General features: G+C 39.5%; 16 protein-coding genes. 5 read left to right on the top strand and 11 right to left on the bottom strand.

Annotation, left to right across the window (positions count from 1 at the left end; genetic code table 11):
* Positions 1-328: 328 nt before the first annotated feature.
* Positions 329-817, bottom strand: coding sequence for a hypothetical protein (locus J4N44_RS27485; protein ID WP_069218341.1), 489 nt, complete (start codon positions 815-817; stop codon positions 329-331).
* A gap of 263 nt (positions 818-1,080) precedes the next feature.
* Between J4N44_RS27485 and J4N44_RS27490 the strand changes: the two genes are divergently transcribed.
* From J4N44_RS27490 to J4N44_RS27500, 3 genes are all read left to right on the top strand, one after another.
* A complete protein-coding gene (locus J4N44_RS27490; RefSeq protein ID WP_069218340.1) occupies positions 1,081-1,482 on the top strand; it encodes a hypothetical protein in 402 nt (133 codons plus the stop codon).
* A gap of 10 nt (positions 1,483-1,492) precedes the next feature.
* Entirely contained in the window at positions 1,493-1,693 is a 201-nt protein-coding gene (locus J4N44_RS27495) for a hypothetical protein (RefSeq protein ID WP_069218339.1), read from the top strand.
* A gap of 128 nt (positions 1,694-1,821) precedes the next feature.
* Complete coding sequence (locus J4N44_RS27500; RefSeq protein WP_252045918.1) at positions 1,822-2,577, top strand: hypothetical protein; 756 nt, start codon at positions 1,822-1,824, stop codon at positions 2,575-2,577.
* 140 nt (positions 2,578-2,717) lie between these two features.
* Here the strand turns inward: J4N44_RS27500 and J4N44_RS27505 are convergent, their stop codons facing one another.
* Positions 2,718-5,747, bottom strand: coding sequence for a Tn3 family transposase (locus J4N44_RS27505; protein ID WP_252045919.1), 3,030 nt, complete (start codon positions 5,745-5,747; stop codon positions 2,718-2,720).
* 153 nt (positions 5,748-5,900) lie between these two features.
* On the opposite strand from J4N44_RS27505, the gene J4N44_RS27510 reads away from it, so the two are divergent.
* Complete coding sequence (locus J4N44_RS27510) at positions 5,901-6,515, top strand: recombinase family protein (RefSeq protein WP_252045920.1); 615 nt, start codon at positions 5,901-5,903, stop codon at positions 6,513-6,515.
* A gap of 91 nt (positions 6,516-6,606) precedes the next feature.
* Positions 6,607-7,719, top strand: a complete 1,113-nt coding sequence (locus J4N44_RS27515; protein ID WP_069218337.1) for a tyrosine-type recombinase/integrase — start codon at positions 6,607-6,609, stop codon at positions 7,717-7,719.
* A gap of 49 nt (positions 7,720-7,768) precedes the next feature.
* Here J4N44_RS27515 and J4N44_RS27520 read toward each other — a convergent pair whose 3' ends face one another.
* From J4N44_RS27520 to J4N44_RS27560, 9 genes are all read right to left on the bottom strand, one after another.
* A complete protein-coding gene (locus tag J4N44_RS27520) occupies positions 7,769-8,197 on the bottom strand; it encodes a hypothetical protein (RefSeq protein ID WP_141698679.1) in 429 nt (142 codons plus the stop codon).
* A 17-nt stretch (positions 8,198-8,214) separates the two neighbouring features.
* Positions 8,215-8,493 (bottom strand): hypothetical protein, encoded by a 279-nt coding sequence (locus J4N44_RS27525; protein ID WP_252045921.1) that lies wholly within the window; start codon positions 8,491-8,493, stop codon positions 8,215-8,217.
* A 99-nt stretch (positions 8,494-8,592) separates the two neighbouring features.
* Entirely contained in the window at positions 8,593-9,054 is a 462-nt protein-coding gene (locus tag J4N44_RS27530) for a hypothetical protein (protein ID WP_252045922.1), read from the bottom strand.
* Positions 9,055-9,146: 92 nt separating this feature from the next.
* Complete coding sequence (locus J4N44_RS27535) at positions 9,147-9,821, bottom strand: hypothetical protein (protein WP_252045923.1); 675 nt, start codon at positions 9,819-9,821, stop codon at positions 9,147-9,149.
* Between the two features lie 677 nt (positions 9,822-10,498).
* Entirely contained in the window at positions 10,499-11,701 is a 1,203-nt protein-coding gene (locus J4N44_RS27540; protein ID WP_069218332.1) for a coiled-coil domain-containing protein, read from the bottom strand.
* A 242-nt stretch (positions 11,702-11,943) separates the two neighbouring features.
* Positions 11,944-13,005, bottom strand: coding sequence for a coiled-coil domain-containing protein (locus tag J4N44_RS27545; RefSeq protein WP_252045806.1), 1,062 nt, complete (start codon positions 13,003-13,005; stop codon positions 11,944-11,946).
* Between the two features lie 209 nt (positions 13,006-13,214).
* Positions 13,215-14,603 carry a GlyGly-CTERM sorting domain-containing protein gene (locus tag J4N44_RS27550; RefSeq protein WP_069218330.1) on the bottom strand — a complete coding sequence of 463 codons (1,389 nt, stop codon included), beginning with the start codon at positions 14,601-14,603 and terminating at the stop codon, positions 13,215-13,217.
* 303 nt (positions 14,604-14,906) lie between these two features.
* Positions 14,907-15,749, bottom strand: a complete 843-nt coding sequence (locus J4N44_RS27555; protein WP_069218329.1) for a hypothetical protein — start codon at positions 15,747-15,749, stop codon at positions 14,907-14,909.
* Between the two features lie 35 nt (positions 15,750-15,784).
* Positions 15,785-16,729: a hypothetical protein gene (locus tag J4N44_RS27560; protein WP_252045807.1), complete on the bottom strand. Its 945-nt coding sequence runs from the start codon at positions 16,727-16,729 to the stop codon at positions 15,785-15,787.
* Positions 16,730-16,798: the final 69 nt, after the last annotated feature.

Here is a 16,798-nt window from a genome sequence, read left to right on the forward strand (position 1 = left end):
ACAAAGTTTAATATTCCAATCTTGGCTTTGTGTACAAACTTTCTGGCCTCTGAACAAACTTTTTTGTTCCAAGACACTAAAATGATGACGTTCCATAATGAATGATATTTTTTGCCTTATAATACACATTATATGGCAATAGCTCATTTAGGAGTCAGCCATATGTCATTGATATTAAAGAGTTTAATGTTTGAGGTGTTTTTTTGCTCGTCAAGTGGTTTAGTTATTGTTGTAAGTGACGTTGTAACACTTTTATAAAATGGAATTTTACAGTCTACCCTTATAAAAAAACCACTGCCGATAAATGCAGTGGTTCTTCATAATGGGTCTAGAATTCAATTTCAGAATCAAAATCTGGGAAAGGTTCGTCGATACAAAGGCCAACATGAGTTTGAATGTTATTCCTCGTAAACCAACTTTCAAGCCTCTTGATTTCATCTCTTATGACCCGCTTTACATTTGGGTAGAAGAAAGCGTAACTATTAGAAAATCGAATACGATCGGTATTGAAATACCTTTCCCCTCCGAGATAACTAAGTGACACTATTTCTTCATGAGTAAAACTGAAAGAACGTCTGTCATTGATTTGTTCTTTCTTCATCTTATCCCTGAAAGCTCCGAGTTGTCCTCCGTGCTCTTTAATTACCACATTCCAATGATAAACTCTGAAGTCCGCTTCATGGATGTATGGTTCATCGAACCATAAGAACATACAACTAGGACAAGCGATATACTTAAATGAATTAAGTAAACCACTATGCTTTGCCTTTGCGGCAGAGGCACAATTTGGGCATTCCACAGTAGTATAAATTATCATAATTTTCCCCTTTGATTAGTTAATTTGCATTCATATGCATCAAATAAAAATATCAAATAAACATTTCGAACTCAAGAAACAAACTACAGCTAAACATCATGTAATGTCTCACCACAGTAAATGCAATCGCGTCCATGCATAAGTTATTGAAATAGAATATTTTTTGTGGCTTACAATTTCATTGAAAGGTAAGGGTTATTACGTTAATATGATTGTTGATTAGCTTTTGCTACACCATTAATTAACTATAGAGGAAAACTTATATGCCAGTCTCTCAAGCATCAATTAAATCTAATATTAAAGCCACTCAAAACCTTTTAGAGAACATAGATTCTTTATCTGCTGGGCAGCTTCAAGATATATCAATTCTATCGAATATCGATTTAGGTGAAGACATGTCTGATCACTATCTGGTGCAAACTCGCGTATTTATTGGTGAGGGGTCAATGATATTGAAGGATGTTGTCATTGCCATCGATTCAGTTGAGGCTGCTCGTAAGGCGATAATCGCGATTGAAGGATCAGAAGAAGACCTTGTTTTTACAGGTGATTCGGCTACAAATCGTAAAGATACTGCCAGTTACTCACCAGAGCACCAACGTCAACTCTCCCAAATTGAGAAAGTTGTCTTTCGTGAGCACTTCAACGTTGTTAACCAATTATAGGGGATAAAGCATGGATCAAATTAAATTAATAGAACACTATAAGAATCAACTTCAAAAAGTTGCAATTTCGCATGGTGTAGATAGCCAGCATTATGATCATGCTTACTTTATGCTTCGTGGAGCAAGAATGGGCATGGACGTCGCTGAGCTCACTGCATGGGCCATTAAACAGAATGACCGATTACATAAGATCGCTTTGAATCGAATTTAAAGCCAATAAAAAGCCAAACCTATGTTTGGCTTTTTTTTAGAAGTTCTGCCTTGATTGATTAACGGCTTTTTGGGTGTTAATCTTTTGAGATCTATTTTAGATATATTAATTAATTACAGGGGAAAATCATGGTTCGCTCTAACGTTAACTCATTAGTTACTGCCTTTGAAGATATGTCACACCATTTAGACAAATTGGAAGAAGGTATAAGATTTGAAAGCAAAAGACATATACAGTCTGTTAATGGCCGAGTTCTAAGTCGTATCCTTAATATGTATGACCTTGAACACGGCATTTCAAAGACTGTTGAGTTAGGTGACTTTCGCGTTTCAGGAACTAGAAGTCCGAAGTCGATAAGGGACGACGGTGCCGAACAATGGGAGTTCTCGTTTGAATTTAACGGTGTTCTTTTTGCTATTAACGTCGATGTTATTACTAGCGGAACAGTGCTAAAGAAAACGACGTATGAAAACATTGAACTAAATTCAAGCAATGTGCCCTACCCTGAATCTTTGTTGGTACCGTATTTCGAGACCTCACTTGAATCGATTGTAGACAGTTCATTGAGTGATTCACCATCCTCTCTGACTGATACACCTAAAGAAAACTCAAAGGTAACAAGTAGTCATTTTGACGACTTGATCTTGTACTGCCGCGCACTTCAGAATGAAAGCGACGCTGGACACTATTACTTGGCAACTTGTACCATGAAAGGTGATCGAACTATTCATTTTATAGCTTTCGAGGCACATGAAACGTCTGTCCTTTCAAAGATGCAGAGTCATATCATGAACCTGGATACTACTTGTGAAGATATTTCAATTAACCAACTTTCTCCATTGAGAGCTGTTGTACTAAAAGAAATATTGCCCACTTTGAAGTAAACCTAGCTTAAAAAGCCGTGACATGATTGTCGCGGCTTTTTTATACGCTCGACATAAAGAGATAGTTTCACATTGCCATAGCAATTCTATCTTGTAATGTATGATATAGGGGTTCTACGCCGGAACCCCAGATTTTTCCGTTATTCCAGTCTCAGACCAGCAATTAACTCATCCAAATCAATAATTTCATTACTGTTTTGAAAGGTATAGTGGCCGTTCAGTAAAATGTGTTGCCAGGCCACCGGTGATACCAGAGTTAGAGCATCAATGCCTTTAGTATTTCCTTCCGCTTCTAGTCGTTCTAGTAATCGTGACAGGATCGCTGAGTTGTAATAGATGATTGCGTTGGAAATTAACCGACCACATTGGTTGCTGATTTCCGTTTCTATGTCATTTTTTCCTGCTAATTCCTTCTTTCCACCTACTTTGGCTATTGCAGCACGTAACTGGTGGTAGGATTCAACCCTGTTCTGGGAGCGCCGTATATTACGTTCTAACTGCGGATCACGCAGGTACTTCAACGTGTAAATACTACGCACCAGTCGGTCATATTCGAACAGAGCTCGTCTTGTTGGATTGGTTGTTGAATATGTGCACAATTTGCGGACTAACGTTCCTTGCGTCATTTCTTTCAATCCCAGCGTAGCCACAATGCGATCAAGATTGTTTTTTTCACGACTGATAAGCTTAAGATCAATCCGCCCTGCTGGTTGAATTAGACAATTTTTATAGGCTGATGGATCTCTGCCGCAGTACAGCTCCTGTAGCTGCTTGTTCAGGTCTGTAAAATGAGGTTCAAAGCGCAAACCAAACCAGTGCAAGATCGCAAAGTTGGCTTTGTTTAAGCTGTGCATATCACCAGTGATGGCTGTGGGCTTCACCTCAGAAGTGTTTCTATACCAGATATCAAAGACATGGTGGGCTTCATAGTCGTTTGTTCCAATTAGGTAGCCGTTAATCGGAATGTGGTTGCACAGCATTGTGTAGGCGACCATGCCCTTACCTCGGCCAAAGTATTTACGCGAATGTCGAGCCTTTACTGTTGGTCGTTCAACACCATACTTCTGTCCGTCAACAGCGCCATAAAGTGTTTCGGGATCAAATGAATAGTATGGGAAAATTGGCAGTGTCTCTATCGCGTTGGTAATACAGTCATTGGCTGTAACAAGTGACGCAAAACGGAGGTATTGTTCGTACGTGCTTTCTAATACATGGAATGGAATATCGCTGGTTCGAGCCATTACATGATTACCATGATTCATTGCTTGAGCAACGATAACCGCCGTCAAACTATCGACATCAGCATTCTTTTTAGCATAACGGGGCTGTAGTGGTTTCATGGTTTGAAGAAAATTGCACTGCCCGTTAACAAAGTGAAAAACGTCAGCCACATCACAAAATGGTAGCTGTTCATAGAATCGCGTCTCTTTTGCCTTATTACGATTGACAACGGGTTTATGCCAAGTCAGCTTCTGCGTTTCTCTATCGTATATCACATGCTTCAACTTTCCCTGTTTCAGCTCGCGGTTGAATGCTTTCCATTGTCGATGCAGTTCAGACTCCAACTTCTTTAGTTGTGTTTTGATCGGCTTGTGCAAAAATGGGACATTCATTTCAGCCAGCACCGTCGCCTTTTTTCCTTCTGGTACCAGTTCATCAGAAAGATGACGATGACGGAGACTGTTATTGAGGTGAAATTCACCTGCCTGAAAGCGTTTTCTAATCTGTCGGTAGAGCCAGAACTCATAGCGCCCAGCATTCAGTCCAATGACTTCGCCACTCTCATCAAACTCCAGCAAATACGGGCGTAATCGTTTGGGTAATGTTCCCTTTGGACATTCAGTTAGTGGTCGCTGCGAAAGCGTCTGCTTTTTACTGAATACCACCTTAAGCCAGTTCATGGCTTCGACCCATGGACTATCGCTAACTACGCTGTTGAGGTCGAGCGACAGAAAGAGTGGTCGAAGGTGACGCCGGATTAATCCGGTCATACCATCGACAGCTTGCCACTGTAATGCCAGTTTGCTGACGGGTTTTACGCTCATACGCTGAGCGGTGGTTTGCAGTGTCTCCCGTGGCATAATCTTCCAAGCTCTACGGCGAACTTCGCCGAAAGTGATAAGATCTGAGACACTATCATCAACATAAAGAGACAGCAGCCGTCCAATCTTAGGCGTTTCACGCCGGTGTTTTTCTTGAACGTCAGCGAGAAGCTGCTTAGCTACACGGCGACTCTCATCCTCGAGCTTTTTTAAATGGAAAAACATGGCTTCCACCAAGTTATCGCTGAACTGACGATAACGAACCCATGCATAACACAGCAGATATAGACGCGCCTGCTCGGGTTTCAGTTGACGCAGATCGTAAACGGTATAGAAATTTGCCAGACTCGCGTAGTACAACAGGTTTTGCTGAGAAATATTCAGTGTAGGTAAAATATTGCAGGCTTTATGGTGCAGTGGCTCCAAAATGGTTCGTTTTTCCCTTTCTTGGGCCATCTGTCGCCATCCGAAGTCACGTGCATCCTGTCTGAGAATAGCAAGGCGAGAAAGGGTTTCGTCGCGTTCAATCAGCTTGTTCAAATGATCAATGGTTGTATCATCAAGTTGTTCCGTTAAAACACGTCCCAACCTCTGTCTTTCATCAGAAAGCACCTTGCTGACCAACTCTTGGAGTGTGGTATAGCCGGGGCGAATAATTTTGTTCTCGTTGAGCCAGATAATCAGTTCAGTGGCAACAAACCCAGGAGCGATATCGCGGTGGACAATATGGACAGCTTGCTGCTCAACCAGCGAAGATAATGCTGATGACCACGGACGATAATTATACAGTTTGCAGATTTTTTCTCGTTGAATATAACGTTCATATTTAGAGGGCGATTGTTCCGGAAGTGACTCACCAGGGAAATAGCGACTCAGGATAAAGTTGCAGTCGTCCCGAACATCATTCCACTCGAAACGAAAAAACAGACTTTTCGCTTTAAAATAAGCAATCTGAAGAATACAACAAAGTTGTGCATGAAGTCCTTTCCGGCTATTCGCTAACGCTAACTCAGATTCATCTAAAGCCAGAAACTCCAATCTCTGCATATCATCGAAATCAGGAATACCATACAACGCTTCCTGCTCGGCCTCTGAAAGAATACTTAAGAGTTTATTTTTTCTGGCCATTCTAGAACCTTATAAATTATAGATGTCACATTATCCTAAAATACAACCTTTACTTGTCATAGTTTAAATGACGGGTAATGTGACTACTATTGACAGTATCATGTGCCAAAATCACAATGTCACATAATCGAACGTATATGTGACAGGTGTGAAATGCTAATTGGTTATATGCGAGTATCAAAAGCCGATGGTTCTCAAATAAATGATTTACAGCATGACGCGTTAATTGCAGCAGGTGTTGATATCACCCATCTTTATGAGGACCGAGCATCTGGCAAGCGAGATGATCGTCCTGGACTCATTTCTTGTTTAAAAGCTCTCCGACCAGGTGATACTCTGATTGTATGGAAACTAGATCGACTTGGTCGTGACCTTCGTCATCTCATAAATACGGTGCATGATCTGACTGGGCGTGGGATAGGTTTGAAGGTATTGACTGGTCACGGTGCGACCATTGATACCACAACAGCGGCCGGTAAGCTTGTTTTTGGTATCTTTGCAGCATTGGCTGAGTTTGAACGTGAATTGATTGCCGAGCGAACAATTGCTGGATTAGCTTCAGCAAGAGCGCGCGGGAGAAAAGGTGGGCGGCCTTACAAAATGACCCCAGTAAAATTGCGAATGGCAATGGCATCTATGGGCCGACCAGAAACAAAAGTTAGTACCTTATGTAAAGAGTTAGGTATAACGCGACAAACGTTATACCGTCATGTTTCCCCTGATGGTCAGCTACGAGCGGACGGGATAAAGTTACTCAATCAAGAGTAATCTCACAATCGGAAAAATCTGGGGTTCCGGCGTAGAACCCCATATAGTGTAATCGAACAAATTTTAGGTTTGTTGAGACAATAGGTATTTCATGACCACTTTAAGAAAAAGCCAGCGTAGTGAGTTGTTGCTAGAAGACAACAACATTGAACAGCGATTAGCTCGACACAAAGTTGATTTTATAGCTTTGGATGGAAGTATAGACCCTGAAGAATGTGATGTTGACTTATGGCTTGAGAATTATAAACAGTTCCTTGTCGATCGCCATGCTTTAAAAGTTACAACCGTTCGCATGTTGGCTTCGACGTTAAAAATGTGGGACGCATATTGTGAGAGCAAAGGCTTATACTCATTTCCAATTCAACCTAAGACATTGCGTCGTTGGTTTGAGTTAAAAAAGAAACAACAGTATAGAAGAAGTACATTATTAGCCTACAAGGCTCATTTATCTTATTTCCATCAGAAGGTTTTTTTAGTTGAGGACCCAACGAAAAGTACAGTTGTCATGTCATATTTTCGCTCCGTCATAAATGACTTGGCTGAGACAGACGGACAGACGGAGAAAGAACGACAAGCTCTGCCATTCAGACGTCATCACTTAACGCAATTTATTGCGACCGTGCAAGACGATCCAACTTATCGTAATATGCGCGATTTGACCCTTTTAACGGTACTTTACGGAACGATGCTTCGCTTCGATGAGGTTAGGAACATTCGACTTCGACAATTGGTTACAAGACGAAGTGGAGAACTTGAAGTTATTGAGATTCAGCGTTTAACTTCCAAAACTACTGATAGTCCAGCGCCTAAGGTTTTGACCGGCGACTTTGCTACGATAGTGAAAATTTTTATAGAAAACTATTGTGCGGATTACTCGCCTGATGATTATCTATTTAGGTCTACATACGGTGTACGTAAGACAAATAGACCTATTAATGAATCAACTGTGAATAGAGTGTTTAAGAGAGCGTGGAATGCGCTAGCCCCTTCCGATATTACACCTCAACCATATACGCTAAAAAGTTGGTCATGCCATAGCTGTCGCGTTGGCGGGGCTGTGGATGCATATGAGAATGAAGGTTTGTCTGAGGAACAGATTGCCCCCCTTGGCGACTGGACTATTGAGACTCTTAGAAGATATTTACGGAACTCTTCAGTGCGAGCGGCGTCGAGCACTATCGTTCAGAAAGGAACGTTGTTGTAATCAGGATTTAGCTAAAAAAGCGAGCATAGAGCTCGCTTTTTTATTGTACCTATCGAGTAATGATGTCGTAACGAACAACATATAAATCTTCGGCATAGTAAGAGCTCGCTAAGGGCCCTTTCGAATAAATCATGGTGTTAACATCGTAATCTTTCATAACACTCATTTTTAATAAGTAATTTCCTTTTCCATATTCGAATGACATCAATGAAGACATCTCGGCAATTTTATCTGCCTGTTTTCTAAAATGGTTTCTGAAAATTACTGAACGTTTAGTTGGGTTTTTGCTTAGATGTTTTTTGTTGATCGCAGCAATGAAGTAACCTTCCCCATCTTTCATTTCAATGATAGTTGAAACCATCTGCGGCTCAAGCCACTGAGTTTCATTGTCATAACTAGCCGCACACACAAAATGTGTTGTGACAGCACTTAGAAGTATGACGATATATCTTAATGATTTAGATAATAAAGCGTTCATATTATACCCTGTAGTTTTTATAAGAAGTGTTTTAACACTTTTGATGTGCGGCTCATTAGAATGTCATAGTGACTTAATTCTAATCCAAGTTTCTGGGCCTGAACGGCTCTTTTGTCAGAAGTGAAATGGCGGTCATTAAAATCAGATTGCCATTGGTTCGCCTGGTATGGATGTAAGACATCTTGACAGCCTACACCGTCGTGAAATAGAACATTTTGAACAAAAGTCTCAGAGACTTCTATAGCTAGTTCGTTTGCCTTTTCCATAAAGTCAGATAGATCGATGCTGTATTGCATTAGTTTTCCCCTATAGTCATTTGAAGTGATTTTTTAAATCACGGGTATAGTAACATTGCTAAACCTCTTATGGAAATTTTCTGTGACAATAAATATTCGTTAGGGTGTAGTTCGATAACTTGCAGCTAAATGCTCAAGCTCTCCAAGTAAACAGACTGTTGTGTCTCTTGCTTGGGATATGATTGGAGTAGCTATGGTGATTGAGTGTACGCCGTTAAGTGAAGCAATACCTTTCCAAGCGTCAGAACTAAGTAAAACAGATTCAAGGTGTGGGTAAATATATATTTTGGGATGCCTTCCCCAACAGTACAACCCGCCATAGCGAGTTTCGGATTCACCTTTACCTGAGTGTAATTGTTGATGGTACAATCTAACTTTATTGTCTGTTAACCAGATTGAGCCATTGATGGCAACATTGAATGCAGCTTGTGTTACCGCGCTGCCTTCATTGAAGATCGCCGGTGAAAATTCGTTTAAATTAACAACCCAATGTTTTGAGGTTAGCCTTTTGGGTCCACCATTGGATTTGGGTTTGTTTGTAGCCTTTAAAAAATTGAACATTTAGTCTTCCTTGACTCAATCATATGGTAGTAAAAAGGTCAGCAACGCTGACCTATAATTTATTAGAACAATCTATCCCAAATAAAACTTTATTAAGACAAGCTCGATAAAATCTCAAGATAAGATGCCCATTTCCCAAATGTTTCCTTCCGTGTATCACGGTAGTGAGTAATCAAAGTTGAGATCTCTTCAGGTTGAAACTTAATATTCAGCCTTTCGGGGTTGTAACCGATGAAGCAGCGATTCTTTTGGCGCAAGAGCTCATAGGTGAGACATTGAGCTAATGTTTCAAGTTTGCATTCATAAAACCATTCCAAAAGCTGTTGCATCTCGCTAATAGAATCAGTCAGAAAATGATTCTTACTGCCCTTTCTGCTTTGATTAATGCCAGTGGCTACATCAAAGTACCCTCGACTTACAGATGGACAGAGCTCAGAATAGATACTCACAGCAAGATCTAAAAACTCTGATGCACTTCGGCAGGCATTCGCTTTCAACTCAAGTAAGATATGTACTTTTTGGTTGAAAAGACTTTCTGCCTCTTTGATGCATAAGTTTTCCAAATCACGGTTTGCGAGCTCAAACACTTCAAACTCTTCTTGCGGAGTCAGCGTTCTTCTGTTCATTTCGCGTTTAATCGAAAGCAACAGTGAAGAGTAAGACAGTAAAAAACTTACTTCATTTGGCAGCATCTTGGCTTTGATAAAGAAAATCTTTTGAGCTTCTTGTATCGTTTTCTGGATGTCGTTTGGTGACGCATTATACATATCGTTTTCCCCTATGATTATTTAATTGATTCAAATTTCGAACGATTAAATTATACCTCTTCAGGACCAATCTCCGCAACCTGATGAAAATCTAAGTAAACTCATAGAGAGTTACTTACGCTTTTCAATCTGTGACTTCATAGACTCGAAATTTAAGCGTATTCGAGTATATTAATTTCATCACCTAAAGTCGTTTTAAAACAAAAACGCTTTTTCCATCCGAAAGGATGTTTCGCATTGCAACCACAACACTTTGTGTTGTGGTTTTTTTTCTATGAAGTATGTCTTCATGTTCATATATATAGACAAGCTATGATCTTACGTCGGAACTCGCTGTAATCACCCAAACCAAGGTGACGGCGTAACGAGCTGTGAGGCTAAAAAATCTTAAAGTTCCTACCCCGCCATTAAAGCCCTGTGTAATTCAATGATAATTAATTATCAATTTAAGCAATAAATTGTTCATAAGATGCTCCTGTATTAAAGCGATCTTGATTGTTTAATCGGAGTGAGGTAGTAAAGCGCTAATGTCTTAGTAACACCTTGTCTATATATATGAAAGATAATGGCAAACTGAAGATTAATCTTAAGTTCACTTGTTCATAAAACAAGTGGCATTAAAAAAGGCAGCCAAAGAGGCTGCCTTGTTCTCAGAGTTTGTTCATTGGGTCATTGTTCTATTTTTGACCGTAATAGCTAACTTTAGTGATCTTCATATTACGTATTGAAGCTTTTACGACACTTCCCGAACCGCAGAACCCTATTGTGCCCTCGGCGCTCGATGCAACGGTAACTGTTTGGCCTTTATTGAATGGTGTAGAGCTAATCGAAGCGCCTGTTGCGCCCCCACAACTCCCCGCTGAAACTGAAGCTGTTATCTTTTTACCAGGTAACACTTTTACTTCTACGTTTTGGCTTGTGTAATAACCGTTGGGGTTGGTTGTTTTTTCATACGAATAAGCGACCAAGTATTCACTTACTTCTTTGTTAGGTAATGAAATACTATTCTTACCTGTACCGGTATAGACATTTACCCATCCAATATCCCCACCACCCGTGTCACCACCGCTATCAATGGCATCCCACAATTTATCATCTTCATTATTCAGATCACGAATATCGCTTTCAATTGCGGCCACATCATTCTGTAGATAATCAATATCACGCTCTGCTGTGTTCATACGATTTTTTAGACTATTAATGTCACTGTCGTTTGAAGCGATGTTTCCAGCATTCTTAGATATGTTGTTGCGGTTCGTAGCTATGTTGCTTGTGTTTGTGTTGATAAGGTTTCGATTCGACGCGATATCTGATGTATTTTCATTAATATCGCGACGGTTTGTTGCAATATCTGAAGTATTTTCGTTTATATCTCGACGATTACTTGCAATATCATTTGAGTTGTCACGAATATCTAAAGTGTTTCTATTGATATTCGAAGTGTTTCTGCTCACATCACTTTTCAGTGTTGCAATATCGCTTGTGTTTCTTGAGATGTTGTTTCGATTCGTCGTAATGTTTGAACGGTTTACGGTAATATTGTTAGCATTTGTCGTAATGTCCCGTTTGTTTGTCGCGATGCCGCTAGCATTAGTGGCAATATCAGTTGTGTTTTTGGCAATCGACTGAGTATTGACCTGAATTGAGTTTCGATTTAATTCGATGTCATCAGTATTTTGTTTGATGTCATCTTTGTTGTCAGCTATATCCGAGGTATTTCTTTTTACTCTAGTCTCGAGAGAGTCAGAGGTTACAGAAATTGTATGAACACCTTGGTCGATTTTACCATACGGATTATTCACCACTTCGGAAGAGGCTACAGCGAGCCCTCCTCCACCCAGACACAACCCTACAGCGTAAGCTAACAGTCTAATCTTCATTAGTAGTCTCTTTACATAAGTCTATTAAAAATGCACCACCCCATTTTGCATAACGCTCATGAACTGGATCATCTCATATATTAATTACTATTTATTTGGCGTGTCCAATGCGACTTTTGTGAAGTGTGCCTTGGTTGGCGTTTTGTAGGGTTGTAATTCAGTTGATTTTTGTATATTAGATTTGGGCCATAGATTTTATGAATAAAAAAGAGGACCGAAGCCCTCTTTAATCTCGTTGTTAATTAACGTCCACCGCCTGAACAGTATTTATCGTTCATATACTTTTCTTGAATGACTTTGGAATATGTTGTCGATTCGCATGACTTGATAGGATCATCCCAGTAGTAGTCCCTGAAGTAACCAATCCCGTCTTTACAACTGGAAGCACTTGTGCTCGCATACATGTAATCAGGTTTAGCCTCACAAGCAGCTTTCTCTTTAGCATAGTCCGGCTCTGACGGGCCTGAACCACTATCAATGGCATCCCAAAGTTTTTGGTCCTCACTCTTTAATTTGCTTACATCGCGCTCTAAACTATTAACGTCACTTTGTAAGTAATCAATCTCACGTTCAGCCGTTCCCATACGTGAATTCAGGCTGTTTATGTCGCGATCGTTTGCGTTAATTTTGCTGGTGTTATTCTCGATAGAAGTTTTGTTCGAGTTGATTTGGCTTGAATTAGATGCAATTTTTGTTTTGTTAGTGTTAATGTCGCGTCTATTGCTCGATATTGCTGATTTATTAGAAGATATGTTACTACGGTTGGTTGCAATATCTCGTTCATTTTGAGCAATGTCGTTGGCATTCCGAGAAATATTTGATGTATTCCGAGAAATATTAGACGTGTTTCGGCTTACATCTGTCTTCAAGGTTGCAATATCTCGAGTATTTCTCGAAATGTTACTGGTGTTACTAGTTATGCTGTTTCGGTTAGACGTAATGTTTCGGGCATTTGAAGCGATCGCATTTGCGTTCGAGGTAATGTCATTACTATTGCGAACAATACTCGCTGCATTATCTGCAATGTCGTTCGCGTTATTTTTGATGTCTAATTTGTTTTGGTTAATTTCGTTTGTGTTTATCGCGATTGCATTAGCATTGTCTGTTATATCATCAGCATTGTCAGCTATATCAGAGGTATTTCGCTTTACCCGTTTCTCTAATGAATCAGAAGTAACAGAGATTGTGCGTACGCCTTCGTCAATTTTCCCGTATGGGTTGTTTACAACACTTGATGACGCTATTGCGATCCCTAAAGGAACCGAACATAAACCAAGAGCTAGGGTTAAATATTTATACTTCATGTGTGATTCTCAACTTCTATCTAGGGGGAGTTAGATATACAAAAGCCCACATTTATGTGTGTGCTAGAAATGGATCATCACATATTCTGATTTATAACCCTAACCCTGTCCATCTACATTGTGTGATGCACATAACATTTTGCGTTGATTCATTCTGATAGGCCTCCAATAAAAAAGCTCCACGAATGCGGAGCTTTTAGTTTGTTCTATTAATGCTTTCTACGGAGCAATCCGATTAAACAAAGAAACGGAAGAATGTAAAATCCAATTGAACCACCTGAACCTCCACCATTAGATGGTTTTGTGTCAGGGTCCGGTTCAACAGGGTCCGTTGTTGTACTTTTAGCTTCGTAGGTCACTTCGTGTGATCCATTCAAAGCTACAGTGAATGTACTATCATCATTTAGTTCTCCAACAACATTAATTGTACAAACTTCTAATGGCTCTAAAGTTTGTGGACAATTATCAGTTAAAGTCGCGATACCATCGGTTACTACAGGAGTAACAACCATAGGCACGGAAGACATATTTTGGACATCCAATTGATGTTTTACACTACCTTCAGTAAGTACAACATGTTTAGGTGCGTTTAGCCCGTTTACTGTTGACTGAACCCAAGGGAGAAGTGAATCTACACCGACAAAAATACCACCATCGGAATCATCGCGAGATGCAATACCAATTAGTTGGTTTGTCTGCGTAGTAATAGCTGTGCCACTATCACCAGGGTTAACGTCACTAGTTGTTTGGTAAAAATCTAATGAACCATTATGTTCAATAGATAATCGTGTTGAATCAAAGTTAACTGAATTCAGATTTTCATCAGTACAATCAGCAAACCCTTCAGATGTTAAATAAACATTGCAATCCAACTCAAAACCAAGCTGCTTAGCAATCAAGCTGCCTTTCATCATAGTTTCAGGCTCTTGACCTGTTTCAGTCTTACCGAAACCACGAAACTCTAGTTCATCGTTAATGTTATAAATCGGTTTTGTCTTACTTTGATAGTCAGCAAGATCAAAACGGTTTTTGATAACTGGATATTCCTGAGTAGGCTCTAGTTTTAAAGTTGTACTATATGGTACATCTTTTGATAGCTTGATAAGAACAATGTCAGACATAACACCAGTGTTATGGCTAATTTTGTTGTTATTTGAACAGTTGTTACTGTCAATGCACTCTACAAAGTTAGTTACATGTTCAAATTGCTTAGCGTTTTCTAACAACAGGTTTTCACCTTCGTTATCACCACCAAAGGAGTAAACTTTACCTTCACCGCTGTAGATTAAGTTTTCTTCTTTATTCTTACCTTCAACACCTTGGTACACTTTAATATCCATACTTTCACCAAGGTAAGCAGGGTCATTTGCCCAGTCACCTTTGTTATCGGTGTAGTACGGAGTACAGTGACGTGCTGTTAAAAGCCAATTAGATGCGATTAATTGAGCTCCGCAAGAGGAGCCATCTGAAACATCAATTGTTTGTACGATGTAGTTGTAATTGTCATATTCGGTTTGAGTTACCGGAAGACCGTTTTCAACAGCGTAAGCTGCGTGTGATAGCATCATTGCTGATGCTAGTAAGGTTAGCTTTTTCATATTGAGTTACCTATGCGGCGCGAATGGCCAAGAAAATGGAGTTCTCTGATAGCTGAAACCTATACGCAATTATGGAATGTAAGTTGTCTCCTATAATCATGTGAAGTTTCGCATCTCAGAAAGGATGGATACGATCAATATCTCATATTTATAAAAACATGCAAATTATCTTTTGCTTCAAAACATACGCCGTCACAGTTTGCATTAGTTTTTCAGTTTTATTTGTGATTATTGCCAGAGAAATGGACTGCCACATCTATACATTTGCCAATAAAAAAGAGCCGAACATGTCGGCTCTTTGTCTTATTTGTACAAAATGTAATCTAAGTGGTTAAGAGCATCCCGAAAATAATCCTCAGTCAAAACTTTCGCGACTTTCTCATTTAGAGAGTAAAAATCATCAAGCCTGTTGTTAAAGTGTTTCGGCTTAAAATTGCTGTCCATTGCTGCATTTAAGATCTCAAGTGGAGATTTGGTCATATCAACTCTTGGGTCGTAGTTTTCGTCCATAAACTTGAACAACTCAATTGTTGATTGTTCTTCTACACGCTTAAAATCAAGAAGTAGACTCGTACAGTCAATTAAACACCTATCAATTGAAAAAGCCTTCTCTGACTTGTATGAAGCTGGCTTCACTCTCGTTTTTTTGTCCTCACGATTGTGATCCAATACAAATAAGTGCCTGCCCCACTCATTAAGCTGGGAGCTACATTCACTATATGTCCGAATAACCATTTCTGTTTTCTTTAAGCATGAGCTTAGAACCTTGCTGCATCTTGTAGCGATAGTTTTGCTGACAAATTCCGAGCTTATGCTAAGTTCGTCTAAGTTATCAATGTTCTGCAAAATACCTAATGTCTTCATCGGCTCATTAAGCTCTAGTATCTCCGATATCATATCTACTGAACAATTTGTAGTGAACGTAAGATACTCTGCTAAACATATAAGGTCTTTCCGCAATAATGTTGGAGTTTCACTTAGAGCTAACTCATAAAAGCCTGCAAACTCTCGACGTTGTAAAACTCTGTCAATACTTAGTTCAAAGTCCCTTGCATAAGAGAACACTCGGTCATTTGGCAGAAACAACTCACCAAAAATCCCATTTCTTTGCTTGTTAACCGCTCTGATTGCATCGTCAAAACGCATGTTTTTCCCCTATAATCAATTGATTAGTTTAAAAATTAATTTTCTACAATAAGAAGTTTCAACTTAGCACACGATTCCATAAATGAGATCATGTTTGTCCTCTTACGAGCATTGATTGAAAGTTCTGAGGCCAACACGTCAAAAGGTGCCTTTTTATGATTGATGACTGGTCGACCTCTATTAAAGTATACATCCAGAATATCCAAAGGATTACTCAAGTCTTCTGCTATCCCTTTTGCCCTACCTGACAATATATCAAGGTCTGATTTACGGATTTGCTTGTGAATGTCCTTTTTCTGCCATGTTAGGCGGTCAATCGCATCTTTATGAGTCTTATATACTCCACCTTGATAAGTACACCCTTGAGTGACTTTAGTTGAGCTTACTTTGATTAGACCATCATCGGTGATCGACCAGAAATAAGCCGATACGAGATCTTCTACACCAAGGTTAATCAGACGTTCCACAACAAATGACACATCCACGACATTAGAATAACTTAGGTAGTTATGATCTAGATGTTTGAACTCAACTCGCTCCTGATTTTTGAAGGTCAATAACCAAGTATTCTTTTGTTCAAAATCATTCAGTGGATCTCCTGCTAAAAGTAATAAATTCACGATTCGTGTATAGATATACTCATAACACTCTTTAGCGTATAGACACACTTCTTCTTTGAAGGTTGGATACGAGTTATTTAACCTAATAAGAACATCAACAACACGTCCAACATCTTCTTTATCAAAAAAGATTAGTTCGACACTCTCTTTATGAAATTTAGATGCCTTTATTGATGTTTTTGCGCCATGAGCTAGTTTTGTCATTTGTTCTTCAAATGCAATCTCAAAACGTTCAGCATAATCAAGTAAAGCCGCTCGACCAAAAGCGTGACTGAGTGGATTGAAGCTATATACAGACATAATCTGTTGTTCAATTGACTCTGGGCGTTTCACCCCTATAGATTCAAAATTAGTGAACATTTTTTCCCCTGTAATTATTTAATGATGCTAGAAAGCGCTTTTGATTTTCACACAAGCCACTTTCTTAAT

Origin of the sequence: Vibrio sp. SCSIO 43155 (assembly GCF_023716605.1) — a bacterium.
GTDB lineage: Bacteria > Pseudomonadota > Gammaproteobacteria > Enterobacterales > Vibrionaceae > Vibrio > Vibrio harveyi.